Genomic DNA, 26,626 nt, shown 5'->3' on the forward strand with positions numbered 1-26,626 from the left:
CGTGCGTACCCCGTCAACCCCGAAGCCGCTTCGAATCGATTCTTCTAGGCTCGGTGCATGACCGTTCCCTCAGTTCAGCTCAACGACGGAAACTCCATCCCCCAGCTCGGCTACGGCGTGTTCCTCGTGCCCGCCGACGACGCCGAGCGTGCCGTGTCCGAGGCCCTCGAGGTCGGCTACCGCCACATCGACACCGCCGCCATCTACAAGAACGAAGAGGGAGTCGGCCGCGCCATCGCCGCCAGCGGCATCCCGCGCGACGAGCTCTTCGTCACCACCAAGCTCTGGAACGACCGCCACGAGGGCGACGAACCCCTCGCCGCCATCGACGAGAGCCTGCAGAAGCTGCAGCTCGACGCCGTCGACCTGTACCTGATCCACTGGCCCACGCCCAAGAACGACAACTACGTCCACGCGTGGCAGAAGATGATCGAGATCCGCGAGAGCGGCAAGGCCCGTTCGATCGGCGTCTCGAACTTCCTGGTCCCGCACCTCGATCGCATCGTCGCCGAGACCGGCGTCACCCCCGTGGTGAACCAGATCGAGCTGCACCCGGCCCTCAGCCAGCGCGAGATCGCCGCCTGGGGCCAGGAGCACGACATGCACATCGAGTCGTGGGGTCCTCTCGGCCAGGGCAAGTACGACCTGTTCGACATCCCCGCGGTGAAGGATGCCGCCGAGGCCCACGGCAAGTCGCCGGCCCAGGCGGTGCTGCGCTGGCACATCCAGCACGGCTTCATCGTCTTCCCCAAGTCGGTGCGCCGCGAGCGCCTCGAAGAGAACTTCGACCTGTTCGACTTCGAGCTCACCGCCGACGAGATGGCCGCGATCGACGCGGTCGACCCGGGCGACGGCTCGGGCCGCGTCGGCACGCACCCCGACGACCTCAACTGACGTCGGCGCAGACGCGCGCATGAACCGCCTCGCGAACGCCTCGAGCCCCTATCTGCGGGCCCACGCCGACAACCCCGTCGCGTGGTTCCCCTGGGGGGCCGAGGCGTTCGCGCTCGCGGCCGAGAGAGACGTCCCGGTGATGATCTCGATCGGCTACAGCACCTGTCACTGGTGCCACGTCATGGCGCGCGAGTCGTTCCAGGATGCCGAGACGGCCGGCATCCTGAACGAGGGCTTCGTCTCGATCAAGGTCGACCGCGAAGAGCATCCCGACGTGGATGCCGCCTACCTCGACGCCGCCTCCGCCTTCACCCCTCACCTGGGGTGGCCCCTCACCGTCTTCGCGTCCCCCGAGGGTCGCGTCTTCTACGCCGGAACGTATTTCCCGCCGGCTCCCCGCCCGCCTCAGCCCTCGTTCCGTCAGGTGCTCGCCGCGGTGCGCGAGGCGTGGACCGAACGTCGTAGCGAAGTGGATGCCACCGGCTCCTCGCTCCGCGACGCCCTGGCCGCCGCGGTCACCGCCCCGGCCGACGCCCCGCCGTCCCTCGACCAGCTCGTGACCGCCGCGCGCACCGTCGCCGGGCGGGAGGACCGCGAGTACTCCGGATTCGCCGCGGGCCCCGCGTTCGAGACCCCGAAGTTCCCGAACACCCCGGTCCTGCGCTTCCTGCAGCACCCCGCTCTGTCCTCGGATGCTCCGGAGGCCGCGGACGTGGCATCCCGAGCCCTCTCCGCCATGGCCCGCTCCGACCTGCACGACACGGTCGAGGGCGGCTTCTTCCGCTACGCCACGCGCCGCGACTGGAGCGTGCCGCACTACGAGCGCATGCTCACCGACAACGCCGGTCTCGTCGAGGTCGCGCTCGCCGCGGGTGACGACGCCACGGCGACCGACGCCGCCCGCTTTCTCGTCGACGTGCTGCAATTGCCCTCGGGCGGGATCGCCGCCGCCCAGGATTCGGAATCGATCATCGACGGAGTCCGCAACGAGGGCGGGTACTACCGGGTCGCGGACCGTTCGGCGCTGCAGCCCCCCGCTCTCGACGCGAAGGTCGTCACGGGTTGGAACGGTCACGCGATCGCCGCTCTTGCTGCCGCCGGAACCCGCACCGACCCGCGCTTCCTCGAAGCGGCGCGCTGGGCCGCCGACGCCGTGCTCGAGAGCAACGTCGCCGACGACGGGACGCTGCGCCGTGCCTCGCTCGACGAGGTCCGCTCCGCCGCCCCCGCGACGCTCGAGGACTACGGCGGACTCGCGCGGGGCCTCCTCGCGCTCGCGCGTGCGACCGGCGAAGTCGCCTACGCGGTGCGCGCACGCGCGCTCGTCGATCTGTGCGTCGGTGACGACGGCATCCATCCGCCCGGGGGAGGCGACCCCGTGCTCGTGAGTCAGGGGATGCACTCGCACGCCGTCCCCACCGACGGCGCCTCGCCCTCGGGCCCGTCCGTTCTCGCCGCCGCCGCCCTCGACCTGTGGCGGCTCGGGGCGGGGGAGCGCTACCGCAGCACGGCGGAGACCCTGGTGCGGGCCGCCGCCGACGTCGCGCTGTCGTCGCCCCTGGCCCACGGCGCGATCCTCGAGGTCGCGCTCGGTCTCGTCACCGCTCCGCGCCAGGTGGTCGTGGTGGGCGAGACGGATGCCGAGATCGCCGACGCCGCCCGCCGCGTCACCGCCGACGTGGTGGCGGTGGTGTCGTCCGCGCAGGCCGCCGCTTTCGCCGCGGCGGGGTTCGAGCTGTTCGAGGGCAAGATCGCCCTGGGCGGCGAGGCGACGGCCTACGACTGCCGTGCCTTCACCTGCGCACTGCCGACGACGGATGCGGCGCGGTTGGTCTGAGCCCCCGTTCGCGGAGGTTCGTCGCAGATCCGGATGTGTGAAACGGATTCGGATGCCGCACCCCGGGCGATCCGCACCTGTGGCACGTCACCGATTCTGTGGCACGTCCATCCCGCACGCGACCGCCGCGCGCGTCGCGTCAGATCCAGGTCGGCAGCCAGTTGTGCAGGCGCCAGAACTCGTACGGCACGGGCAACCCCACCCACACGGGGTACCAGAACGCCGAGATCACGACGCAGAGCCCGAGGAACGCCAGCACGAGCACCTGCCCGCTCGCTCGCGACGCGCCCCGGACCCCGCGGGCGACGTCGCGCAGCGCGAAGGTGAGGGCGAGCACCAGGAAGGGCAGCATCGCCACCGTGTAGAACTGGAAGATCGTGCGCTCGGGGTACAGCAGCCAGGGCACGTAGGTGGCGGCGAGCCCGGTCAGCACGAGGGCGTGGCGCCGCCAGTCGCGCACCATGACGAAGCGCACGAGCAGATACAGGGATGCCGCGACCCCCGCCCACCAGATGATCGGGTTCGCGATGCTCGAGATCGCCTCGGTGCAGCCCGTCGGCAGCGTGCAGCCGTTGACGCCCGCCTGGTCCTGGTGCCAGTACATCGAGGTGGGGCGGATGAGCAGCGGCCACTGCCAGGCGGGGCTGGCGTAGCTGTGCGGGGTGACGAGCCCGACGTGGAAGTTGTACATCTCCTGGTGGTAGGCCCACAGCTGCCGAAGCGGCTCGGGGACCCACCCCCAGATGCCCGTCGCAGCGACCGGGGTGCCGCGCATCCACCCGCCGTTCGTGAACAGCCAGCCCGACCAGCTCGCCAGATACACGACGACGGCGACCGGCACGAGCAGCACGAACGACACGAGCCCCTGGCGCACGGCATCCATCGGCCACTGCTCGATCCCGGCGCGACGACGGGCGACGGCGTCGGTGACGACCGCGTACAGGCCGACGGCCGCGAGCACATACAGTCCCGACCACTTCACGGCGGTGGCCGCGCCCGCGGCCGCTCCTGCGGCGACGAGCCACGGCCGCGCCCACAGCACCGGGCCCCACGTGTGTCTTCCCTCCGGGAGGGCCGTGAGGGCGGTGCGCAAGCGATCGGTGCTCCGCCGCGCGTCGAGAGCGACGAACCAGAACGTCAGCACGATGAAGAACGTCAAGAAGATGTCGAGCAGCGAGATGCGGCTCAGCACGATGCCGAGGCCGTCGATCGCGATGAGACCGGCTGCCACCGTCGCGAAGGGGATCGACCGGGTGAGCGTGCGCGCCAGCAGGTACACCAGCAGCACGGTCGCGGTGCCGAAGACGGCGGCGGAGATGCGCCAGCCCGTCGCCGAGTCGGGGCCGAGCAGCGCCATGCCCGCGCCGATGAGGATGCGCCCGAGCGGGGGGTGCACGACGTAGCTGCCGATGCCGGTGAAGACATCGGTGCCGCCGGCGACGAATTTCGCGTCGGCTTCGTCGGGCCATGTCGAGGGGTAGCCGAGCACCCACTGACTCCACGAGTCCTTCACGTAGTACGTCTCGTCGAACACGAGCTGGTGCGGATTACCGAGGTCGATCAGGCGCAGCACGGCCGCCACGAGGGTGACCAGGGCGGGTGCGAGCCATCGCCAGAGGCGGAAGCCGCGAGGGCTCGCGAGCAGGGCATCGCGCCACCGGTCGATGCGCGTCTGCTCGACGGGAGGGAGCAGCGGAGGGACGGCGGTGGTCACGGCCCCCAGCCTAAGGTGGAACGGTGATCATCCTCGCGGCGACTCCCATCGGCAACCTGGGCGATGCCTCGAAGCGTCTCATCGAGGCGCTCGAGAACGCCACGGTCGTCGCCGCCGAAGACACCCGCACCACGCAGCGTCTGCTCGCGGGACTCGGGGTCGAGAACCGGCCGCGCCTGATCGCCCTGCACGACCACAACGAGAAAGAGCGGGCGGCCGAACTGGTCGAACTCGCGCGCGAGGACGATCTGCTGGTGCTGAGCGACGCGGGAATGCCCACCGTCAGCGACCCCGGGTTCGGGCTCGTCGCCGCCGCTGCTGCCGCGGGGGTCACGGTCACCGCGATCCCCGGGCCCAGTGCCGTCGTGACGGCCCTGGCCGTCGCGGGTCTGCCGACCGACCGCTTCGCCTTCGAGGGCTTCCCGCGCCGCAAACCGGGGGAGCGCCGCAAGGCCTTCGCGCAGCTCGCGTCGGAGGAGCGGACCCTCGTCTTCTTCGAGTCGCCGTCCCGGCTGGCATCCACCCTCGACGATCTCGCGAGCGCGTTCGGCGCCGATCGTCCGGCGGCCGTCTGCCGCGAGCTCACCAAACTGTACGAGGAGGTCATGCGCGGAACCCTCGCCGAGCTCGCCGCGTGGGCGGCCGAGGGCGTCCGCGGCGAGATCGCCATCGTCGTCGGAGGCGCGACCGCGCGCGAGGTGGCGTTCCCGGATGCCGTGACCCAGGTGCTCGAGATCGTCCGGGGCGGCACCCGGCTGAAAGAGGCCGCCGCCGAGGTGGCGTCGCAGACCGGTCACTCCTCACGCGAGCTGTATCAGGCGGCGCTGGCCGTCAAGCGCTGAGCCCCTCCGGCGCGTGAGGGGCCAAGAACCGTCGCCTGGCGCGTTTCTCGGCGACAAGAAGTGGCCCCTCGCGCGCGGGACGTATGTGCACCGACACACGGTCGGGCGCGTCTGTGCCTCCCCGTAGAATCTCCGAGTGACTTCCGGCCGATCTTTCTACATCACGACGCCGATCTACTACCCCAGCGATCTGCCCCACATCGGGCACGGGTACACGACGGTTGCCGTCGATACGCTCGCGCGCTGGCACCGCCAGGCGGGTGACGACACGTGGATGCTCACCGGCACCGACGAGCACGGCCAAAAGATGCTGCGAGCGGCCGCCGCGAACGGCGTGACGCCGCAGGAGTGGGTCGACAAGCTCGTCACCGAGTCGTGGTTCCCGCTGCTCGAGACCCTCGACGTCGCCAACGACGACTTCATCCGCACCACGCAGCCGCGCCATGAGGAGCGCGTGCAGCAGTTCGTGAAGGCCTTGTTCGACCGGGGCTACATCTACGCGGGCGAGTACGAGGCGCTGTACTGCGTCGGTTGCGAGGAGTTCAAGCCCGAGGCCGAGATCGTCGACGGCACGGGGCCCTTCGAAGGGCTCAAGGTCTGCGCGATCCACTCGAAGCCCCTCGAGCTGCTGCAAGAGAAGAACTACTTCTTCAAGCTCAGCGAGTTCCAGGACCGCCTGCTCGAGCTCTACAAGACCGAGCCCGACTTCGTGCGCCCCGAATCGGCGCGCAACGAGGTCGTCTCGTTCGTGCGCAGCGGTCTGAAAGACCTCTCGATCTCGCGTTCCGCCTTCGACTGGGGCATCACCGTTCCGTGGGACCCCTCGCACGTCATCTACGTGTGGGTCGACGCTCTGCTCAACTACGCCACCGCCGTGGGGTACGGCACCGACCCCGAGACCGGCGAGGTCACCGCGGAGTTCGCGCGCCGCTGGCCCGCGTACCACGTGGTCGGCAAAGACATCCTGCGTTTCCACGCCGTCATCTGGCCGGCCATGCTGATGGCGGCGGGTCTCGACGTGCCCCGCGGCGTCTTCGCGCACGGGTGGCTGCTCGTCGGCGGCGAGAAGATGTCGAAGTCGAAGCTCACCGGCATCGCGCCGACCGAGATCACCGACGTCTTCGGCTCCGACGCGTACCGGTTCTACTTCCTCTCGGCGATCGCCTTCGGTCAGGACGGCTCCTTCTCGTGGGAAGACCTCTCGGCCCGTTATCAGGCCGAATTGGCCAACGGCTTCGGCAACCTGGCGTCCCGCACCATCGCGATGATCTCCAAGTACTTCGACGGCGTCGTGCCCGAGCCCGGCGCGTACACCGAGAGCGACCTGACGATCCAGAAGATCGTGGCGGATGCCGCGGCGAACGCCGATGCCGCCGTGGAGCGTTTCCGCATCGACGAGGCGATCGCCGCGATCTGGACGATCGTCGACGCGCTCAACGGGTACATCACCGAGAACGAGCCGTGGGCCCTGGCGAAGGACGACGCCACGCGCGAGCGCCTCGGCACCGTGCTGTACACCGCCGCCGAGGGCCTGCGCGCTCTCGCCGTGCTGCTGTCGCCGGTCATGCCGGCGTCGACTGAGAAGCTGTGGTTCGCGCTGGGCGCGTCCGAGAGCCTCGGCGACCTGCGGGATCAGCCCCTTCGCGAAGCGGGATCGTGGGGCGTGCTGCGCCCGGGCTCCACGGTGAACGCGCTCACCCCGCTGTTCCCGCGCGTCGAGCAGGCGTGACCGAGATGTCGGGTGCGGCGGCGGTCCCCGAACCTGTCGGAGGCTCCGCCGCCCCCGTCGCCGGCTCGACGCCCGTCGAACGCCCCCGCGGCACCCTCGACGGTGGCGACCCGAGCCAGTACGTCCGGGAACGCTCGGTCGACGGACGTCGCGACGTGAGCTATCCGCCGGCGCCCGAGCCCCTCGGCATCCCGGTCTACGACAACCACACCCACCTCGAGATCGAGGACGGCGAGACGGGCCTCTCGCTCGACGAGCAGCTCGAGCGCGCTCTGGCCGTCGGCGTCCACGGCGTCGTGCAAGCCGGCGGCGACGTCGATTCCTCGCGCTGGTCGGCGTGGGCGGCGCGTTCCCACCCCCGGGTCCTGGCCGCGGTCGCGATCCACCCCAACGAAGCGCCGGTCTACGAGCGGGCGGGGGAGTTGGATGCCGCGATCGCGGTCATCGACGACCTCGCCGCCGAACCGCGCGTGCGGGCGATCGGCGAGACGGGCCTGGACTTCTTCCGGACCGAGGCCGACGGCATCCCGGCTCAGATCCGCTCCTTCGAGGCGCACATCGCGCTGGCGAAGAAGCACGACATCGCGATGCAGATCCACGACCGCGATGCGCACGAGGCCGTGCTCGAGACCCTCGAGAGGGTCGGTGCCCCCGACAAGACGGTGTTTCACTGCTTCTCGGGCGATGCCGACATGGCGCGCGTCGCGGCGGACCGCGGGTATTACCTCTCGTTCGCGGGCAACGTGACGTTCAAGAACGCGCAGAACCTGCGCGACGCCCTCGCGGTGACGCCGCTCGAGCGGATCCTCGTCGAGACCGACGCGCCGTTCCTCACCCCGGTGCCCTACCGCGGTCGCCCGAACGCGCCGTACCTGATCCCCGTGACGCTGCGCTTCCTCGCGGCGGAGCTGGCGATGGATGCCGACGAGCTCGGCGCGCAGGTCGCGGCGAACACGCTGCGCGTCTACGGCGCCTTCGAGGACTGAGCCCCGCGCGTCCTCCGCGGATCGCCGAGGCCCTGCACGCGGCCGGCCGACGCGCACACGCAGAAGGCCGGCACCCCGCGGGGCGCCGGCCTTCTGGCATCCGTCAGGCCTTGGCCTTCGCCTTCGGCTTGCGGACGAACAGGGTCTCGGTCTGTTCGAGCTCCATGCCCTTGGTCTCGGGGATCTTCCACAGCACGAAGACGAACGACAGCAGTGCGAAGAGCGCGTACCCCGCGTAGGTGATCGTGAGGGAGAACTCGGCGAGCTGGGGGAACGAGAACGACACGAGGAAGTTGGCGATCCACTGCGCGCCCGCGGCCACGCCGAGCGCCTTGCCGCGGATGCGGCTCGGGAAGATCTCGCCCAGCAGCACCCACACCAGCGGGCCCCACGAGGCACCGAAGCCGACGACGAAGAGGTTCGCGGCGACCAGGGCCACCGGACCCCACACACCGGGGAGCGACACGTCCTGGCCGGATCCGGTCGCGAACGAGAACGCCAGGGCCATCGCGCCGAGCGACAGCGTCATCAGAGCCGACCCGACCAGCAGCAGGGGCTTGCGGCCCACGCGGTCCACGAGCCAGATGGCGATGAGGGTCACGAGCACGTTGGTCACCGAGGTGATGACGCCGATGAGGAGCGAGTTGCTCTCGTCGAAGCCGACGGCGCGCCAGAGGCTCGTCGAGTAGTAGAAGATCACGTTGATGCCCACGAACTGCTGGAACACCGACAGGATGATGCCGATCCAGACGATGGGCTGAAGACCGAGGGCCTTGCCCGCGATCGAGGCGCCCTTGTTCTTGCGGTCGGTCTCGATCGCGTTGGTCAGCTCGTTGACGGTCTTGTCGAGGTCGGCCGGGGGAACGAGGCGGGCGAAGATCGCGCGCGCTTCGTCGGCGCGACCGCGGGCGAGCAGGAATCGCGGAGACTCCGGCATCGTGAAGGCGAGCACGCCGTAGACGGCTGCGGGGACCACGCCGACGAGAAACATCCAGCGCCAGGCCTCCAGGCCCCACCACAGCTGGTTGTCGGCGCTGCCGTCGGCCACTGCCACGAGCAGCGCGTTGCTGAGCAGAGCCGCGAAGATGCCGAGCGTGATCGCGAGCTGCTGGAGCGAGGCGAGGCTGCCGCGGATCTGCCGCGGTGCGACCTCGGCGATGTACGCCGGGGCGACGACGGAGGCGATGCCGATGCCGAGGCCGCCGAGCACGCGCCACACGATGAGGTCGGGCACGCTGAAGGTCAGCGCCGAGCCCACCGACGACACCAGGAACAGCACGGAGCCGACGATCATGACCTTCAGCCGCCCGTATCGGTCGGACAGCACGCCCGCCGCGAGAGCACCGACGGCGCAGCCGAGCAGGGCGACGGCCACGACGAAGCCCGTCAGCAGCGGCTCCTTGGTGTACTCGCTCTCGATCGAACGGACGGCGCCGTTGATGACCGAGGAATCGAAACCGAAGAGGAAGCCGCCCACCGCCGCGGCGATCGACAGCACGATCGCGCGGCGACCGTACGGACTTCTCAGGGTGAAGGCGTTGGCGGGGATGGACTGCGTTTGACTCACCGTCTTACGCTACTCCCGCCTTCCGCATAGCGAGGATTCTGGCGAAGCCCTGACTACAGTGGAACAATGCCCGTTTCCCTCCTCGGTGCCGCCGAGATCCGTCGGCTCGCCGCCGACCTCGACGTCACCCCCACCAAGAAGCTCGGGCAGAACTTCGTCGTCGACGCCAACACCGTGCGCAAGATCGTGCAGGCGGCTCGGGTCACGGCATCCGATCGCGTCGTCGAGATCGGTCCCGGTCTGGGGTCCCTCACCCTGGCCATCCTCGAGACGGGTGCCTCGGTCGTCGCCGTCGAGATCGACCACCGCCTCGCCGAGCGCCTCCCCGCCACCGCGGCCGCCCATGACGTGCCCGACGGTCGCCTGACGGTCATCGACGCCGACGCCCTGCGCGTCGACGCGCTGCCGGGAGAACCCGGGGTCCTGGTCGCGAACCTGCCGTACAACGTCTCGGTGCCCGTGCTGCTGCACTTCCTCGAGACCTTCCTGTACCTGCAGCGCGGCGTCGTGATGGTGCAGGCCGAGGTGGGGGAGCGTCTCGCCGCCCCGCCCGGGTCGAAGGTGTACGGCGCACCGAGCGTCAAGGCCGCCTGGTACGGATCGTGGCGTCTGGCCGGAACGGTGTCGCGCCAGGTGTTCTGGCCCGTGCCGAACGTCGACAGCGTGCTGGTCGGCTTCGATCGGGATGCCGAACCCCGCGGCTCCGAGGAGCACCGACTCCGCACCTTCCAGATCGTGGATGCCGCTTTCCAGCAGCGCCGCAAGATGCTCCGCCAGGCGCTCTCGGGCGTGCTGGGCGGCACGGCCGCCGAGGCCTCGGCTCGCCTCGAGGCGGCGGGCGTCGACCCGACGCTCCGCGGCGAGCAGCTGACGGTCGAGGACTACGCGCGCATCGCCGCGCTCTGATCGCCGGGCGCTGACCGGCGGTCGGGGCGCCTCGACGTGTCCCGCGTTCGAGGTGACCCCCGTTCGCCGAGCGGACCCGCGTTTCGCGCTCGTCTCGGGTCATCTCGCGCATCGCGGGTCATCTCGCCGGACCGGGCGGGATGCGGCGCCGAGCGCGACCCACACGACGTCCCGTGCCACCGCGCAGCTTGGCGGGTTGAACTGTCGGGTGAATTCTCGCCGTGTTCATCACGTGTTCCAGAAACATGTCTGTAACATTTCGAGCCAACCGGGAGCATCACGCCGGTAACGAGGTCGTACCCGACGGCCCGAGAGGATCGAGATGCGCTACGCCGAGTACCCCCGAGCCGAACGTGTGCTGCTCCACCTGAGCGACACCCATCTTCGTGCCGGCGGTGCACCGCTCTACGACGACGTCGACTCCGAGGCGTACCTCGCCCGCGCGGTCCAGGCGATCGATGCGTCCGGCATCCGCCCCGACGCCCTCGTCTTCACCGGCGACCTCGCCGATTTCGGCGAGACCGACGCCTACGACCGCGTCCGCGCGCTGGTCGAGCCGCTCGCCGAGCGCCTGCAGACGCGCGTCGTGTGGGTCATGGGCAACCACGACGACCGGGCGGCTTTCCGCTCGCGCCTGCTGCCCGGCGACGGGGGCGACCCTGCTGCTCCGGTCGACCGCGTCGACGAGTTCGACGGTCTGCGCATCGTGACGCTCGACACCTCGGTGCCCGGGGCCCACCACGGCGAGGTCACGGCGGCTCAGCGCGAGTGGCTCGCCGAGGTGCTGGCCACCCCCGCGCCCCTCGGCACGATCCTCGCGATGCACCACCCGCCGGTCCCGAGCGTGCTCGACCTCGCGGCGTCCGTCGAACTGCACGATCAGCGCAGCCTCGCCGAGGTCCTGCGCGGGTCGGACGTCCGCGCGATTCTGGCCGGACACCTGCACTACTCGACGTTCGCCACGTTCGCCGGAATCCCGGTCTCCGTCGCCTCGGCCACCTGCTACACGCAGGACCTCATGGTGCCCGTGGGCGGAACGCGCCCGCAGGATGCCGCGCAGGGCTTCAACATCGTCCACGTCTACGACGAGACGGTCGTCCACTCCGTCGTTCCGCTCGCCGCGAGCGCGGCCCTGCAGTACGTCGACGCCGACGAGTCGCAGCGGCGTCTGCACGACGCCGGGATCATCGTCCCGACGTCGCGCGAGCTCAGCGGGCGGGTGTCGCCGCCGACGACGCCACTGCCGATTCTCCGCTGACCGAGGTCTTCTCCCACGGGGCCGCGACCGGGAAGTAGCGCTCCAGGCAGGCGCGGAGCGCCGGGACGCGCACCTCTTCGGGGATCTCGGGCACGCTGCCGTCGTTGAGGCAGAACATGTCGGTGTCCCGACGCGACACGAGGCGTTCCATGGTGCGGAGCGAATCCAGCTGCGTGGTCTGCACGTAACGGGTGCGCGGCTGGGTCGTGATGACCGCGCGACCGGTCGCCAGCGCGTAGTGGTGATACAGGCTGTTGGTCACCGAGATGTCGGTTGCGGAGCGGAACCGGCTCGCGGCCGTGCGGGCGTAGTCGTCGGCGAACTCCCGCTCGAGTTCGAAGGCCACCGAACGGCGCAGCGGCGTCGCGCAGTGCTCGAGGTCGAGCGTGATGACGCGGCCGAAGCGTTCTTTGAGGAGTGCCCGGTTCACGCGCAGGCCGTTGTCGTGGCCGGAGCGATCGATGTGCGCCGGGCCGCTGCCGATGCGCACGCCGCTCTCGACGAAACGGCTCACGCCGCCACCGCTGAAGAACAGTTCGGGGGTGACGGGGCGCCCGAAGAACATGTCGTCGTTGCTGTACAGGAAGTGCTCGGCCAGGCCCGGGATGCGGTGCAACTGGGCCTCGACCGCGTGCGAGTTGTGCGTGGGCAGCACGGACGGGTCGGCGAAGAACTCCTCGCTGCGCACGATCGTCACCTTCGGGTGATCGGCGAGCCATTCGGGGGTGGGGGAGTCGGTGGCGATGAAGATGCGGCGCACCCACGGCGCGTACATGTGGACGCTGCGCAGCGCGTACCGCAGTTCGTCGACCTGACGGTAGCGGGCGGCGTTGTCGTCGCCGTCGCCGACGACGTAGCCCTTCATCCGGGCGGCACGTTGGCGCTGGAATTCGCTCGACGACCCGTCGACCCACGAGAAGACCATGTCGACGTCGGCGATGAATTCGTTGGGGTGCGGATCGAACATGCCCGAGACGGTGGTCCAGCGGCGGCCGTAGCGCTCGACCTCGACCAGATCGAGGTCCGCGGCGGCGAAGGTGCGACGGGTGAGCGCGCTCGGGCGGGGAGCCTCGATCGTCTTCTCGCCGAAACGCCAGAGTTCCAAGCGCGGGGCGAGGGCCGAGCCGTACCGGTAGGAGCCCTCGGTCGACGTGCGCGGGCGGAAGACCGCGTACGCCTGCACCGACCCGGGAGCGGGATCGACGCTGTGCGCGGGGACCGGGTCTTCGCCTCGGGCCTTGAGGTACACCGGGCCGAGTTCGGGGTCGCGCAGGGCGGCGAGGGCCTTCGCGGCATCGACGGTGTCGACGACCAGCTTGGGGCGACGGTTCGCGTCGCGCACGAGCAACACCCTGACGCCCGCAGCCTCGATCGCGGATGCGGCGGCGAGAAGGTCGTCGCGCTCGGCCATGGCGGGCGTCGACGAGTCGTCCACGACGTGCAGGATGCCGTCGTGCATGCGGATATCGGACCGGGACAGCAGGGCGCGCCAGGGGTCGGTGTCGATCGACAGGGGGACCATCGGGCGCATTCTGCCTCCTCGGGGGGTAGGTGCATGGGATCCGGTCACCGTATGGTTCCGGGGTTACGGGGACGTTTCGGCCTCGACGCCGAACGACGGGGAGCGGAGCACTACTGTCGAAGAGTGACTCAGATCGCTCGCTCCGGACCGGACCTCCCCGTACCGCCTTGCGAGCGACGGCGGGAAGCCGACCGAAGTCTTAGTTTCGCACACGGTGAGAGTCCCCGGCGCGCGGGACGGCGGCGGCTGCGATGAGCCTCCACACCCCGGCATCCGTCCGCGTCCGTGCCCCCGGCAAGATCAACGTCTTCCTCGAGGTCGGCGACGTTCAGGACGACGGCTACCACGAGCTCGCGACCGCCTTCCAGGCGGTATCGCTCTACGAGGAGATGGTGGCGACCCCCGCTGACGAGATCACGATCGAGGTCTCCGCGCGCGGGCCGGTCGACATCGGGGGAGTACCCACAGACGACCGCAATCTCGCCGTCCGCGCCGCGCGCCTTCTGGCGCAGACCGCGGGCATCGACCGCGGTGCGCACCTGTCTGTGCGCAAGGCCGTCCCGGTCGCCGGCGGGATGGGCGGGGGCTCGGCCGATGCGGCCGCCGCCCTGGTCGCGTGCGACGCCCTCTGGGGACTCGGGATGCCGACGAGCGAGCTCGCCCATCTCGCGGCGCGCCTCGGCGCCGACGTCCCCTTCGCCCTTCTCGGCGGCACGGCCATCGGCACCGGTCGTGGCGACCAGTTGAGCCCGGCGCTCGCGCGCGGTCGCTTCGACTGGGTGCTCGTACCGAACGAGACGGGAATGTCGACCCCGGTGGTCTACGGCGAGCTCGACGCGCACCGCAGACGCCACGCGGTCGACATCGGTCCGGCGCCGCGCGTTCCCGCGGTCGACCGCGACGTGCTGCACGCCCTCCGCCAGGGCGACGCCGGCATGCTGGCCGCGACCCTGCGCAACGACCTGCAGGCTCCCGCGCTGCACCTGCGCCCCGATCTCGCACGTGTTCTCGAGCGGGGCGAGAGCTCGGGCGCTCTGGCGGGAATCGTCTCGGGGTCGGGGCCGACGCTGGCGTTCCTCGCCGCGGACGAGGCGTCCGCGATCGACCTGCAGGTCACCCTGAGCGCCGCCGGTCTCGTCGCCCTCCACGTGCACGGGCCGGTCCCCGGTGCGCGCGTGGTCTGACCGCGACGCACCATAGCTCAGGTCGACATACGGGGCAATCTGCGCTTTTCGTGCCGACCACGTGATTAGCCTCGTGCAAGGTGGTTCGTCACCGATGGGTGCGGTGCCCGCGGGACGCCACGAAGGGGGTACCCATGAAGGCAGTGCTCGACGGCGTCGTGATCGCCGAAGCAGACCGCGACGACCTGGCCTCGATCGAGGGGAACTGGTACTTCCCCCCTCAGTCCGTCCGCGAGGGCGCGCTGCAGAAGAGCCCCACGCCCTACACCTGCCCGTGGAAGGGTGCCGCTCAGTACTGGAACGTCTCGCTCGACGGTGCCGAACTGACCGACGGCGCGTGGTCGTACCCCGACCTGTACCCGGGTGCCGTGGAACGCGTGGGCAAAGACTTCGCCGGCTTCGTCGCCTTCGACCGGAAGGTCGTGGTCTCCGACTGAGGTCGGGTGAGCACATGATCGAGTTCTCGGCCGTTTCCAAGGTCTTCCCCGACGGCACCCGCGCCGTCGACGACTTCCATCTCGTCATCCCGTCCCGCAAGACGACCGTCTTCGTGGGGTCGTCCGGCTGCGGCAAGACGACGCTGCTGCGCATGATCAACCGGATGGTCGAGCCCTCCTCGGGCTCGATCGCGATCGACGGCGACGACATCGGCGGCAAACCCGCCGTGCAGTTGCGCCGCAGCATCGGCTACGTCATGCAGAACTCCGGCCTGCTGCCTCATTTCACGGTCGCGGACAACATCGCCACCGTGCCCGTGCTGCAGGGGCAGAACCGCAAGACGGCGCGCGCCCGGGCGCTCGAGCTGATGAAGACGGTGGGTTTGGACGAGGCGATGGCCGACCGGTACCCCAGCCAGCTTTCGGGCGGCCAGCAGCAACGCGTGGGCGTCGCCCGCGGCCTCGCCGCCGACCCCAACATCCTGCTGATGGACGAGCCCTTCGGTGCGGTCGATCCGATCGTCCGCGACGAACTGCAGCAGGAGCTGCTGCGTCTGCAGAACGAGATCGGTAAGACCATCGTCTTCGTCACGCACGACATCGACGAGGCCTTCCTGCTGGGGGACCAGGTCGTGATCCTCGAAAAGGGAGCGAAGATCGCCCAGGTGGGCACACCCAGCGAGATCGTCGAGAACCCGGCATCCGATTTCGTGGCGAGCTTCATCGGCGCCGTGAAGGGCAAGCGGGCCCTTCACCTCAAGCAGACGGCGACCGGCACGGTCGTCGTGGATGCCGAGGGGCGCACGCAGGGTTCGCTCGTGGAGGACTCCCACCCGTGAACTGGGTAGGGAACAACCTCGACCTGATCGGGGAGCTCACGCTGGTGCATCTGCGTCAGAGCCTGATCGCGTTGCTGGCGGGCTTCGTGATCAGCGTCCCGCTCGGGTGGGTGGCCTGGCGATACCGGCTCGTGCGCAGCGGCGTCATCACCATCACCGGGCTGCTCTACACGATCCCCTCCCTCGCCCTGCTGATCCTCGTGCCTGTCGTCACCGGGTGGTACAGCATCGTGAGCGAGACGAACCTCATCGTCGCCCTCGCCATCTACGCGGTCGCGATCCTCGTGCGTGCGGTCGCCGACGGTCTCGATTCGGTGGATGCCGGGGTGCGTCAGGCCTCCACGGCCATCGGCTACGGCTCCTTCCGGCGCTTCTGGGCGGTGGAGTTCCCGCTCGCCGGCCCCGTCGTCCTCGCGGGGCTCCGCGTGGCCTCGGCGAGCACGATCGCGCTCGCCACCGTCGGCATCCTGGTCGGCATCCAGAACATCGGCTACCTGTTCACGAACGGCCTGCAGCGACGCATCATCCCCGAGGTGTTCGCGGGCGTGGTCGCCGTCGTCGTGCTCGCTCTGATCATCGACCTGCTCCTGGTGATCGCGGGTCGTCTGCTCATGCCGTGGACGCGAGCCACGAAGACCGTCTCGCGCATCTCGAACCGGACGCTGGTGAAAGCATGAACCTCATCGGTGAGGCGCTCGCCTGGATCTTCTCGGGGGACTCCGGGCAGTTCGACTCGATCCCCGCAGCCATCGGCGTCCAGCTGCTGTACACGCTGATCGCCGTCGTCATCGCGGGCGCGATCGCCATTCCCCTCGGCTGGTACATCGGCCACACCGGAAAGGGGCGCGAGACCGCCGTGGCGATCTCGGGCGCAGCTCGCGCGATCCCCTCCTTCGGTCTGCTGATCCTGCTGACCCTGCTCTTGGGCGTCCTGCACAAGCCCGAGGCCGCGGTCATCTCGTTCGTCGTTCTGGCGATCCCGTCGTTGCTCGCCGGGGCCTACACCGGGTTCGAGGCCATCGATCGTCGCGTGATCGACGCGGGCCGGTCGATGGGCATGACCGAGTCGCAGATCCTCTGGCGCATCGAGGTTCCGCTCGGGCTGCCCCTGCTCGTGGGCGGCATCCGCGCGGCGACACTGCAGGTGCTCGCCACCGTCACGATCGCCGCGTACATCGGTCTCGGTGGCCTCGGGCAGTACATCATCGCCGCGATCCCGCTCCGCCGGTTCGACATCCTCATCGGCGGGGCGATCCTCGTGGCCGTCCTCGCGCTCGTCATCGACGGGCTCTTCGCCCTTCTCCAGCACCTGGTCGTGCCCCGTGGCATCCGTGCCGCCGGTTCCGCCCAGCCGCAACGTCGCTCCGTCCGGCAACGTCGCGCCGAAGCCATCGCCGTGGGAGCGCCGACCGCGCCCCCGGCGGCCCCCTGACCCACACTCGATTCCCGAATCACCAGAAAAGAGAGCACCCATGTTCACAGCACGAACCAAGAAGGGCCTCGGCCTGTTCGCAGGCCTCGCGGTCGCCTCGCTCGCCCTCGCCGGTTGCGCCGGCGGTTCCAGCGATCCCCTCAGCAACGGCGGCGGCGACGCCAGCGCGTCGAGCGACACCATCGTGGTCGGCTCGCAGGCCTACTACTCGAACGAGATCATCGCCGAGATCTACGCCCAGGCGCTCGAGGGTGCCGGCAAGACCGTGAAGCGCCAGTTCCAGATCGGTCAGCGCGACGCGTACATCCCGCTGCTCGAGGACGGCACGGTCTCGGTGTTCCCCGAGTACACCGGCAACCTGCTGCAGTTCTTCGAGAAGGACACCACCGCGCGCACGTCCGACGACGTATACGCGGCTCTGCCGGCCGCCCTCCCCGAGGGCCTCGAGGTCCTCGACCAGTCGCAGGCCACCGACCAGGATTCGTACACCGTCACCAAGGCCTTCGCCGACGCGAACGGTCTCACCTCGATCGCCGACCTCTCGAAGGTGACCTCGGGCCTGACGCTCGGCGGCAACGCCGAGCTCGCCGAGCGTCCCTACGGGCCCACCGGTCTGCAGTCGACCTACGGCGTGACCGTCCAGTTCTCGCCCACCGGTGAGACCACGGTCGACGACCTCGTCGCCGGCACCGTCCAGGTCGCGAACGTCTACACGGCCGACCCCCGCATCAAGACCGACAACCTGGTCACCCTGACCGACCCGAAGGGCCTGTTCCTCGCGTCGAACGTCGTGCCGGTGGTCAACTCGAACATCGCCTCCGAGGTCTCGGACGTTCTCAACAAGGTCAGCGCGGCCCTCACCGCCGACGCTCTCGTCGAGATGAACGTCGAGTCGACGGTCGACCAGAAGTCGTCCGCCGACATCGCCAAGGAGTGGCTCTCGGCCAACGGCTTCTGAGCCGTCGCGTCACGCGGGGTCGTCCGGTCGCCGGGCGGCCCCGCCGTCGTTCCGGGCGGGGCCACCCGCCTCGTCCGCGACACGTCCCCTCGACGGGCGGAGGGTCGGATCCCGGATGCCGGCACCCGGGCGCGCGGGCACACCCCGGGCACCGCGTAGCCTGGGACGGATATGGCACACCTGCTCGGGGGCGAAGCCCTGCACCTGGAATACCCGACGAAGGTCGTCTTCGACTCCGTCTCGCTCGGCGTCAACGAGGGCGATCGGATCGGCATCGTCGGTCGCAACGGCGACGGCAAGTCGAGTCTGCTCGGCATGCTCGCCGGCATCCGCGAACCCGACGGGGGGCGCGTGACGGTCCGCGGCGGTGTCACCGTGGGTGTGCTCGACCAGCAGGACACCCTCGACGACGACGACACGATCGGCCACGCGGTCGTCGGCGACCGGCCCGAGCACGAGTGGGCCGGCGACGCGCGCACGCGCGACGTGATCGCGGGGCTCCTGGGCGACCTGCCGTGGGACGCGCGCCTCGGCGACCTGTCGGGCGGTCAGCGCCGTCGCGTGGCGCTGGCGAAGCTGCTCTCTGGCGATTGGGACGTGCTGTTCCTCGACGAGCCCACCAACCACCTCGACGTCGAGGCAATCACTTGGCTCGCCGGGCACCTCAAGAAGCGGTGGGCCCCCTCGGCGGGCGGCCTTCTCGTCGTCACGCACGACCGGTGGTTCCTCGATGAGATCTGCACCGCCACGTGGGAGGTGCACGACCGCATCGTCGAGCCCTTCGAGGGCGGCTACGCCGCGTACATCCTGCAGCGCGTGGAGCGCGACCGTCAGGCGGCATCCATCGAACAGCGTCGGCAGAACTTGGCCCGCAAAGAGCTCGCGTGGCTGCGCCGCGGGGCACCGGCGCGCACGTCGAAGCCGAAGTTCCGCATCGATGCGGCCAACGAGCTCATCGCCGACGTCCCCGAGATCCGCGACAAGGTCGCTCTGCAGTCCCTCGCGGTCTCGCGCCTGGGCAAGGACGTCGTCGATCTGCTCGACGCGGGTGTGGCCTACGGCGACAAGACGGTGCTGACGGACGTCGAATGGCGCATCGCGCCGGGGGAGCGCACCGGTATCCTGGGCGTGAACGGCGCGGGCAAGTCGACCCTGCTGAATCTCGTGACCGGCTCGCTCGAACCCACCAGCGGGCGCGTCAAGCGTGGCAAGACCGTCAAGGTCGCCACCCTCACCCAGCGCCTCGACGAGCTCGATCAGCACCTGAACGACCCCGTTCGCGTGGTGATCTCGGGGCTGCGGACCACGTACTCGTTCGGCACGGGTTCGAAGGCGAAAGAGCTCACCCCCGGCGAGCTCCTCGAGCGTCTCGGGTTCTCAAGCGCGCAGCTCTCGACACCGGTGAAAGACCTCTCCGGCGGTCAGAAGCGGCGCCTGCAGCTGCTGCTGGTGCTGCTGGATCAGCCGAACGTGCTCATCCTCGACGAGCCCACCAACGACCTCGACACCGACATGCTCGCGGCCATGGAAGACCTGCTCGACTCGTGGTCGGGCACGCTCATCGTCGTCTCGCACGACCGCTACTTCCTCGAGCGCGTCACCGACCAGCAGTACGCGATCCTCGATGCGAGGCTTCGCCACCTCCCCGGCGGTGTCGACGAGTACCTGCGTCTGCGGGCGATCCAGGATGCCGAGCCCTCGCGGCCGACGGCGGGGGGCGCGACCGCGACCCCGGGCCTGCAGGGCGCCGAGCTGCGCGCCGCGCAGAAGGAGGCCTCGGCCACCGAGCGACGCATCGAGAAGCTGCAGCAGCAGATCGACCGGGCCAAGGCGGCGCTCGCCGATCACGATCAGGCCGACTACGAGGGACTCGGCGCCGAGATGCAGCGCATATCCGCCCTCGAGGCCGAGCGCGACGAACTCGAGATGACCTGGTTCGAGCTCATCGAGACCATCGGCTGAGCTCTCCTCGGGCACGCGCCGAGGAGCGGAGGAGGATCGCGGAGCGGAGGATGTTTCGCGCCTCGAGCGTCCTCCGCCGCCCGCATCTCCGACGTCAGATCAGCGCACCGCCACGAAGATGGGGTTCGTGTACAGCCAGGTGTCGAGCCAGGGGTTTCCCTGCCCGGCCGCGTGCGGCTGGGGTGCCCGCGGGTCGACCTCGGCCCCGCGGGGCCCGGTGCCGTGCACCTTGCCGTCGGAGCCGCGGACGCGCACGTAGCCGTCGACGTCGGCCGTTCCCACCGGGATCACTATCTGGAAGGGCGAGCCGCTGCGGTCGCTCACGTCGCGCAGCTCGACCACGCGGGTGCGAGGGGCGACCATCGCGTCACGGTCGGTCGCCGCGCCGGTGATCTCGCCGCGGATCACGTCGAGGTGGGCCAGACGGGGCAGGATGCCGGCGGAGTTTCGCTGCGTGGTCGGCTCGACGTCGACGACGATCTCGATCTTCGTTCCCGCGGGTACGCGCAGCGTTCCGCCGAGGGTGGCGGTGTTGGCGGCGTCGTCGACCGCGCGCAGGGTCACGGAGAGCCCGGCGACGAGGTGGCCGTGGTCGACCCACATGCGCCCCGCGCGCACGGCATCGAGAACGGCGGTGTGCGTCTTGTCGACGGCGCCGACGTGCGTCCGGCTGAACTCGCCCGGCCAGAGGTCGCTGCCGCCCTGAGGCGACGCGGTCGACACGGGGTCGGGGCGGCGGCCCGCGCGGTTGAAGTTCGCGAGGGTCGCTCCGTTGTCCCAGCCGGAGCCGGTGGGGAAGTCGCCCACGCGGGTGGTGTCGAAGTTCTTCAGGTGCAGGTCGCTGTTCGTGGTGATCCACCAGCGCCGGCCCTCGCTGAGCAGGGCGTCCCACATGCCGCCGACGACGGCGGTCATCCAGTCGAATCCGCCGTGCGCGCGGTACGCGGCGGCGGGGTACCCGGCGAAGGAGTAGTCGCTGCGCGCGTTCTCGTACTCGCCGCGTTGCGAGCGGTCGGTGGTGTTCGCGGCGAGGCCCGAGGCCTGGGCGCCCGGCGCGCCCTCGAAGCCGACGAACACGTCGGGGTCGGCGTCCTGCCAAGCGCGCAGTTCGCCGGGGGAGTCGATGCCGAGGCGGCTGGGGTGGTTGGCCAGGACGAGCACGTCGTCGACGACGCCCGCGGTGCGCTGCTGCCCCAGCCAGGCGATCCCGTCGACCGCGTGCTGCAGCCAGTCGGCGGCGTCGCTCGTGTTCGGTCGGGGCTTCTCCCACTGATTGAGCTTGCCGTCGTAGGTCAGCTCGAAGTGACGCAGCACCTCGGTCACGCGGGCGCCGGGGGCCACGAGCACCGTGCCGTGCTCGGCGGCGGGGATGTACCACTCGAGGCCCTGGAACACGAGCAGGTCGGGGCGCGCGGTCCGTGCCGCCTCGATCTCGCGGGCGGCGTTGAAGACACCGCCGACGTTGGCATGACCGACGTTGCTGTGTTCCGTGAAGGCGATGGCATCCACCCCGAAACGTTGGGCCTGGTCGAGGATCGTCGTCATGGCGTACTTCGCGTCGTGCGAGTACACCGAGTGCACGTGGTGGTCGAAGACCAGCCAGCGCAGGGCCTTCGGGTCGGTGACGGCGGCGGCGGTGGTGGTCGCGGCGGCCGCGGTCGACGCGACCGCGGGGCCGAACGACGACGCTGCGGATGCCGTGGTGACGGCGGCGGCCGCTGCGGCGAGGAAGGTGCGGCGAGAGAAGCCGGAAGGGATGTGAGTGGGCATCGGGCACTTTCGTGAGAGGGGTCGCCGGGAACGTAGGGATCGCGGGTGAATGGCGGGTGGCCGCCGGGTGATCTCGGCGTCGCCATTCGTTCACCCGACGGACCGGACGGTGGGGCACAGTCCCGTTCGTCCTCACCACCCGATCGAGAGCAGCCATGTCGTCCACCCCCGTGCCCACCCGCTTCCTTCCCCTCGCCGCCGCCGCGGTCCTCGTCGTCGGTCTCGCGCCGCTCGGCGCCCTGGCCGCCTCCGCGGCGAGCCCCCTCGTGCTGCGGGATGCCAGCGGTGCGGCCGTCTTCTCGGGCGACGCCGCCGCGTACCCGTCGTTCGCCACCGCGGACTTCGCCGACGGCTGCCCCGCCGGAACGCGCGATGGGGCTCGGCTGACGGTCACGGCGGGCGGCAGCAGCGTGGTGGTGTCGGCGACCGTGCCCGTGAGCGGGGGAGCTCCCGTCAGCGTCCCCATGGGCTCGTCGTTCCGCGCCGTGGTCCCCGCGGGAGCGACGGCAGCGACCCTCAGCCTCGAGTGCCTCGCGCTCTCGTCGGGCGTTCCCTCGTCGATCGTCTCGGTGGCCGGTCTGCCCGTGACCCTCTCCGCCTCGGCCTGGTCGGTCCCCGGCCAGCCGAGCCCCACCCCGACCGCGGTCCCGACGACACCGACGCCCTCGCCGAGCGCGACGGTGTCGGCTTCCCCCGACCCTGCGGCCTCCGCCTCGGCCGCTCCGGGCTCATCGACGTCGGCGACCCCCGCGCCCGTCGCCGCGGGCGGGTCGGACCTCGCCGTCACCGGGGCACAGGTCGCGGGCGTCGCCAGCCTCGGGGCTGCCCTCGCGGTCGCGGCGGGACTCGTCCTGCGCAGCCGCGTCCGGCGCCGGGCGGCTGCTCAGGACTGAGCTCGCCCGGGACCGGTCGTGGCGGGAGCGGCGACCCGGTCGGTCCCGGCGAGGGGGCGGGTGCCGTCAGTGGATGCCGTACTCGAGACCGACGATGCAGATGCCGAGGCAGGCGGTGGCGAACGCGCCGAACAGGCGCACGACGATCCGGGCCTTCCGCCGGGCGTAGGCGCCGTACCCCAGCAACGCGAGCACCGCGAAGGTCGCCCACATGCAGGCCTCGAAGGAGTCGTCGACCGACACGCCGGTGAGGCCCGCCCACACCAGCACGAGGATCGACGGCACCGAGGCGTAGAGCATGCCGGCACCGTGGCGCATGCCCTCGCGCGTGGCATGACGCAGGCCGTGATCGGCGTGCTCGGTGAGGGTGTGGGCGAACACGTGCGCGATGAAGAACACCACGAGCGACACCGATGCGCTGAGGAGGACCTCCCACACGGTTTCGGCGTGATCGTCGGCGATCGAGACGAAGGCCGCGAAGACGATCAGCCCGTAGATGGCCGCGGGGGAGCGGAAGCGCACGCTGAACCAGGCGCGCACGCGGGCCCAGCGAGAGGGCGACTCGACCGGAGCGTTCATGCGTCGAACCCCAGGCTCAACTTGCGCAGCAGGGTCGCGAGGCGCTCGCGGTCGCCGCGCGAGAGACCGTCGAGCAGCAGGGCCTCGGCGTCGACGAGGCGGGTGATCGCGGCATCCACCCGGACCCGTCCGTCGTCGGTCAGGGTCACCAGGATGCTCCGTCCGTCGCCGGGATCGGCCTCGCGGCGCACGAAACGGCGCGCGACCAGCCGGTCGATGCGGTTGGTCATGGTGCCGCTCGACACCAGCGTCTGCTGCAGAAGCTGCTTCGGGCTCAGCTGGTAGGGCTCGCCCGCGCGGCGGAGGGCCGAGAGCACGTCCCATTCCCACGACTCGATGTCGCTGCGGCGGAAGGCCTCTTTGCGGGCGATGTCGAGGTGCCGCGAGAGGCGGGCGACACGCGAGAGCACTTCGAGGGGAGAGAAATCGAGATCGGGGCGCTGGCGCATCCACGCATCGACGATGCGGTCGACTTCGTCGCTGTCCCGGGTCACGGTCTCATTATGTCGAGTGCCGGCCGATCGTCGGCGCGCGCCGCGGGCGGAACGCGCGGCGCTCGGGTCTGGCAGACTTGACCGGTGCCCGCGGGCACGGTCCGCCGTGGTGTAACGGCAGCACGACAGCCTTTGGAGCTGTTAGGTCTAGGTTCGAATCCTGGCGGCGGAGCATGACATCACCGACCGAGTTGGCCGTCGTCGTCCTCGCTGCGGGTCAGGGAACGCGCATGCGCTCCCGCACCCCCAAGGTGCTCCACCCGGTCGGCGGTCGTCCGCTGGTCGGTCACGTGCTCGACACCGCGGCATCCCTCGACCCGGCCCGCATCGTCGTGGTCGTGCGCCACGAGCGCGAGCTCGTCGCCGAGACGGTGGCCGAGCTCGCGCCCGGAGTCGTCATCGTCGACCAGGACGAGGTGCCCGGCACCGGCCGCGCCGTCGAGGTCGCCCTCGACGCCCTCGACGACTTCGACGGCGATGTCCTGGTGCTCAGCGCCGACGTGCCGCTGCTCGAGACCGGAACGCTCACCGAGTTGCTCGCGACGCACCGCACGGGCGGTACCGCCGTCACCCTGCTCAGCGCCCGCGTCGATCAGCCCTTCGGCTACGGACGCATCCTCCGCGACGACACCGACGGCGTGCGCCGCATCGTCGAGCAGAAGGATGCCACGGCCGACGAAGCCGCGGTCACCGAGATCAACGTCGGGGTCTACGTCTTCCGCGCAGCGCCGTTGCGTGCCCAGCTCGCGCAGGTCGGGACGGCCAACGCCCAGGGCGAGAAGTACCTCACCGACGTGGTCGGTCTGCTGCGCGACGCACAGCTGGGCGTCGCGGCATCCGTCACCTCCGACGCCTCGGCCGCGCTCGGCGTGAACGATCGCGTACAGCTGTCCGAGGCCGGGCGCACGCTGAACGCGCGCACGGTGCGCCGTTGGCAGCTCGAGGGCGTCACCGTCGTCGACCCCGCCACCACCTGGATCGACGTCACCGCGACCCTCGCCCCCGACGTCACGATCCTCCCGAACACGCACGTGCGCGGAGCGACCGTCATCTCCTCGGGCGCCACGATCGGCCCCGACACGAGCCTCGTCGACTGCGAGGTGGGCGAGAACGCCACGATCACGCGCACCGACGGGACGCTCGCGGTCGTCGAGGCGGGCGCCACCGTCGGCCCGTTCGCCTACCTCCGCGCGAACGCGCGGGTGGGTGCGAACGGCAAGGTCGGCACCTTCGTCGAGGTCAAGAACTCCTCGATCGGCGAGGGCAGCAAGGTGCCGCACCTGTCGTACATCGGCGACACCGACATCGGCCGCGGGGTCAACCTCGGGGCCGGCGCGATCACCGCCAACTACGACGACATCGCCAAGCACCGCACGGTGATCGGCGACGAGGTGCACAGCGGATCGCACAACGTCTTCGTCGCGCCGGTTACGATTGGAGCGGGCGCCAAGACGGGCGCCGGAGCGGTGATCCGCAAGGATGTCCCGGCCGGTGCGCTGGCGCTCAGCGTGGCACCCCAGCGCAACGTCGAGGGGTGGGTCGAGAAGAACCGACCGGGCACCAGGGCGGCCGACGTGGCCGCGCGGGCTCGGGCTGAACAGGAAGCGGCCGATGGCTCGTAAGAAGAATCGTGTAGACCTCGACCGCGACAACGGCATCGCCCCCGGGCTCGTCGCCAAGACCAAGAAGCGGCTCGTCGTCGCCTCCGGTCGCTCGCACCCCGAGCTCGCGAAGCAGGTCGCCGAGCACCTCGGCACCGAGCTCGCCCCCACCGAGCACCGCACCTTCGCCTCGGGCGAGATCTACACCCGCTTCGAGGTGTCGATCCGCGGCTGCGACGTCTTCGTGGTGCAGTCCTTCGGCCCCCCGGTCAACGAGTGGCTCATGGAGCTGCTCATCATGCTCGACGCGCTCAAGCGCGCGTCGGCCAAGCGCATCACCGTCGTCGCGCCGTACTTCCCGTACTCGCGTCAGGACAAGAAGGGTCGCGGTCGCGAGCCGATCAGCGCCCGCCTCGTCGCCGACCTGCTCAAGACCGCCGGTGCCGACCGCATCATGAGCGTCGATCTGCACGCCGCGCAGATCCAGGGCTTCTTCGACGGCCCCGTCGACCACCTCTTCGCCAAGCCCGTCCTTCTCGAGCACTTCGAGCAGGGTCTCTCCGACGAGGACCGTGAGACGCTCACCGTCGTCTCTCCCGACATGGGTCGCGTGCGCGTCGCCGACACCTGGTCCGACAGCCTGGGTGCCCCGCTGGCGATCATCCACAAGCGACGCGACCCGAAGGTCGCCAACCAGGTCTCGGTGCACGAGATCGTCGGCGACGTGCAGGGCCGTACGTGCCTCCTCGTCGACGACATGATCGACACCGGCGGCACGATCCAGAAGGCCGCGCAGGCCCTCAAAGCCAGCGGTGCCCGCAAGGTCATCGTCGCCGCGACGCACGCGATCTTCAGCGACCCGGCGACCGAGCGCCTGCAGGACGCGGCGATCGACCAGGTCGTCGTCACCGACACCGTCCCGATCGCGGCCGACCGCCGGTTCGACCGTCTCACCGTGCTGCCGATCGCGCCGCTGCTGGCCCGCGCGATCCACGAGGTGTTCGAGGACGGCTCCGTCACGAGCATGTTCGGCGGAGACGCCTGAGCGATCCCCGCTTCTCGACTCAGCCATCTCCTCTCGGGGAGGTGGCTGAGTCGTTTCCCGGCCGCGCCGTCCTCCGGGGTCGTACCGAACACGCCGGTTCCGGATGCCGTGGGTACGGCGTGTCGTCGACGAGCTCCGCCTGAGGGTCCGGGCGGCCACCTCGCCCGGACCGCCCGC

The 26,626-nt window shown here is 70.4% G+C and carries 23 protein-coding genes and 1 tRNA gene; 18 read left to right on the plus strand and 6 right to left on the minus strand.

Features of this window, described 5'->3' with window-relative positions; all coding sequences use genetic code 11:
• Positions 1-57: 57 nt before the first annotated feature.
• Both J2X55_RS16570 and J2X55_RS16575 read left to right on the plus strand, forming a co-directional pair.
• The gene (locus tag J2X55_RS16570; protein WP_115920824.1) at positions 58-894 is read left to right on the plus strand and encodes an aldo/keto reductase; all 837 of its coding nucleotides are present in this window, start codon (positions 58-60) and stop codon (positions 892-894) included.
• Between the two features lie 19 nt (positions 895-913).
• On the plus strand, positions 914-2,731 hold the full coding sequence (locus J2X55_RS16575; RefSeq protein ID WP_309824739.1) for a DUF255 domain-containing protein: 1,818 nt from the start codon (positions 914-916) through the stop codon (positions 2,729-2,731).
• Between the two features lie 139 nt (positions 2,732-2,870).
• On the opposite strand, the gene J2X55_RS16580 is transcribed toward J2X55_RS16575, so the two are convergent.
• A complete protein-coding gene (locus J2X55_RS16580; protein WP_115920820.1) occupies positions 2,871-4,445 on the minus strand; it encodes a phospholipid carrier-dependent glycosyltransferase in 1,575 nt (524 codons plus the stop codon).
• Between the two features lie 23 nt (positions 4,446-4,468).
• Here J2X55_RS16580 and rsmI point away from each other — a divergent pair, with 23 nt between their 5' ends.
• From rsmI to J2X55_RS16595, 3 genes are all read left to right on the plus strand, one after another.
• Complete coding sequence (gene rsmI / locus J2X55_RS16585; RefSeq protein WP_309824742.1) at positions 4,469-5,287, plus strand: 16S rRNA (cytidine(1402)-2'-O)-methyltransferase; 819 nt, start codon at positions 4,469-4,471, stop codon at positions 5,285-5,287.
• A gap of 136 nt (positions 5,288-5,423) precedes the next feature.
• A complete protein-coding gene (metG, locus tag J2X55_RS16590; RefSeq protein ID WP_309824743.1) occupies positions 5,424-7,016 on the plus strand; it encodes a methionine--tRNA ligase in 1,593 nt (530 codons plus the stop codon).
• Between the two features lie 5 nt (positions 7,017-7,021).
• A complete protein-coding gene (locus J2X55_RS16595) occupies positions 7,022-8,002 on the plus strand; it encodes a TatD family hydrolase (RefSeq protein ID WP_309824798.1) in 981 nt (326 codons plus the stop codon).
• Positions 8,003-8,105: 103 nt separating this feature from the next.
• On the opposite strand, the gene J2X55_RS16600 is transcribed toward J2X55_RS16595, so the two are convergent.
• Complete coding sequence (locus tag J2X55_RS16600) at positions 8,106-9,569, minus strand: sugar porter family MFS transporter (RefSeq protein ID WP_210111867.1); 1,464 nt, start codon at positions 9,567-9,569, stop codon at positions 8,106-8,108.
• 66 nt (positions 9,570-9,635) lie between these two features.
• Here J2X55_RS16600 and rsmA point away from each other — a divergent pair, with 66 nt between their 5' ends.
• Together rsmA and J2X55_RS16610 are read left to right on the plus strand one after the other, a co-directional pair.
• Complete coding sequence (gene rsmA / locus J2X55_RS16605) at positions 9,636-10,475, plus strand: 16S rRNA (adenine(1518)-N(6)/adenine(1519)-N(6))-dimethyltransferase RsmA (RefSeq protein WP_309824746.1); 840 nt, start codon at positions 9,636-9,638, stop codon at positions 10,473-10,475.
• Positions 10,476-10,797: 322 nt separating this feature from the next.
• Positions 10,798-11,733 (plus strand): phosphodiesterase, encoded by a 936-nt coding sequence (locus J2X55_RS16610; protein ID WP_115920810.1) that lies wholly within the window; start codon positions 10,798-10,800, stop codon positions 11,731-11,733.
• Here the strand turns inward: J2X55_RS16610 and J2X55_RS16615 are convergent.
• Entirely contained in the window at positions 11,684-13,264 is a 1,581-nt protein-coding gene (locus tag J2X55_RS16615) for a stealth family protein (protein WP_309824748.1), read from the minus strand. The two genes, J2X55_RS16610 and J2X55_RS16615, sit on opposite strands and share 50 nt — an antisense overlap.
• 242 nt (positions 13,265-13,506) lie before the next feature.
• Between J2X55_RS16615 and J2X55_RS16620 the strand changes: the two genes are divergently transcribed.
• The 7 genes from J2X55_RS16620 to J2X55_RS16650 all read left to right on the plus strand — a co-directional run bounded on the left by J2X55_RS16620 (position 13,507) and on the right by J2X55_RS16650 (position 20,067).
• Positions 13,507-14,439 carry a 4-(cytidine 5'-diphospho)-2-C-methyl-D-erythritol kinase gene (locus J2X55_RS16620; protein ID WP_115920806.1) on the plus strand — a complete coding sequence of 311 codons (933 nt, stop codon included), beginning with the start codon at positions 13,507-13,509 and terminating at the stop codon, positions 14,437-14,439.
• Between the two features lie 134 nt (positions 14,440-14,573).
• The gene (locus J2X55_RS16625) at positions 14,574-14,876 is read left to right on the plus strand and encodes a DUF427 domain-containing protein (RefSeq protein ID WP_309824749.1); all 303 of its coding nucleotides are present in this window, start codon (positions 14,574-14,576) and stop codon (positions 14,874-14,876) included.
• Positions 14,877-14,890: 14 nt separating this feature from the next.
• Positions 14,891-15,715: an ATP-binding cassette domain-containing protein gene (locus J2X55_RS16630; protein WP_309824751.1), complete on the plus strand. Its 825-nt coding sequence runs from the start codon at positions 14,891-14,893 to the stop codon at positions 15,713-15,715.
• Entirely contained in the window at positions 15,712-16,392 is a 681-nt protein-coding gene (locus J2X55_RS16635) for an ABC transporter permease (protein ID WP_309824753.1), read from the plus strand. The genes J2X55_RS16630 and J2X55_RS16635 overlap by 4 nt, the downstream gene beginning before the upstream one ends.
• Complete coding sequence (locus J2X55_RS16640) at positions 16,389-17,147, plus strand: ABC transporter permease (RefSeq protein WP_309824755.1); 759 nt, start codon at positions 16,389-16,391, stop codon at positions 17,145-17,147. The genes J2X55_RS16635 and J2X55_RS16640 overlap by 4 nt, the downstream gene beginning before the upstream one ends.
• A 40-nt stretch (positions 17,148-17,187) precedes the next feature.
• Positions 17,188-18,105: an ABC transporter substrate-binding protein gene (locus J2X55_RS16645; protein ID WP_210111860.1), complete on the plus strand. Its 918-nt coding sequence runs from the start codon at positions 17,188-17,190 to the stop codon at positions 18,103-18,105.
• Between the two features lie 171 nt (positions 18,106-18,276).
• Positions 18,277-20,067: an ABC-F family ATP-binding cassette domain-containing protein gene (locus J2X55_RS16650; protein ID WP_309824757.1), complete on the plus strand. Its 1,791-nt coding sequence runs from the start codon at positions 18,277-18,279 to the stop codon at positions 20,065-20,067.
• Between the two features lie 99 nt (positions 20,068-20,166).
• Here J2X55_RS16650 and J2X55_RS16655 read toward each other — a convergent pair whose 3' ends face one another.
• The gene (locus tag J2X55_RS16655; RefSeq protein ID WP_309824759.1) at positions 20,167-21,837 is read right to left on the minus strand and encodes a PHP domain-containing protein; all 1,671 of its coding nucleotides are present in this window, start codon (positions 21,835-21,837) and stop codon (positions 20,167-20,169) included.
• Between the two features lie 155 nt (positions 21,838-21,992).
• On the opposite strand from J2X55_RS16655, the gene J2X55_RS16660 reads away from it, so the two are divergent.
• Positions 21,993-22,730 (plus strand): hypothetical protein, encoded by a 738-nt coding sequence (locus tag J2X55_RS16660; RefSeq protein WP_309824761.1) that lies wholly within the window; start codon positions 21,993-21,995, stop codon positions 22,728-22,730.
• Positions 22,731-22,796: 66 nt separating this feature from the next.
• Here the strand turns inward: J2X55_RS16660 and J2X55_RS16665 are convergent, their stop codons facing one another.
• Entirely contained in the window at positions 22,797-23,309 is a 513-nt protein-coding gene (locus J2X55_RS16665; RefSeq protein ID WP_115920788.1) for a hypothetical protein, read from the minus strand.
• Positions 23,306-23,758 carry a MarR family transcriptional regulator gene (locus J2X55_RS16670; protein ID WP_181906574.1) on the minus strand — a complete coding sequence of 151 codons (453 nt, stop codon included), beginning with the start codon at positions 23,756-23,758 and terminating at the stop codon, positions 23,306-23,308. The genes J2X55_RS16665 and J2X55_RS16670 overlap by 4 nt, the downstream gene beginning before the upstream one ends.
• Before the next feature lie 145 nt (positions 23,759-23,903).
• Here J2X55_RS16670 and J2X55_RS16675 point away from each other — a divergent pair.
• From J2X55_RS16675 to J2X55_RS16685, 3 genes are all read left to right on the plus strand, one after another.
• Positions 23,904-23,975, plus strand: a tRNA-Gln gene (locus J2X55_RS16675).
• A 1-nt stretch (position 23,976) separates the two neighbouring features.
• Positions 23,977-25,425 (plus strand): bifunctional UDP-N-acetylglucosamine diphosphorylase/glucosamine-1-phosphate N-acetyltransferase GlmU, encoded by a 1,449-nt coding sequence (glmU, locus tag J2X55_RS16680; protein WP_115920784.1) that lies wholly within the window; start codon positions 23,977-23,979, stop codon positions 25,423-25,425.
• The gene (locus J2X55_RS16685; RefSeq protein WP_115920782.1) at positions 25,415-26,449 is read left to right on the plus strand and encodes a ribose-phosphate diphosphokinase; all 1,035 of its coding nucleotides are present in this window, start codon (positions 25,415-25,417) and stop codon (positions 26,447-26,449) included. The genes glmU and J2X55_RS16685 overlap by 11 nt, the downstream gene beginning before the upstream one ends.
• The last annotated feature ends 177 nt before the right edge of the window (positions 26,450-26,626 follow it).

It is taken from the genome of Microbacterium sp. 1154 (genome assembly GCF_031455375.1).
GTDB lineage: Bacteria > Actinomycetota > Actinomycetes > Actinomycetales > Microbacteriaceae > Microbacterium.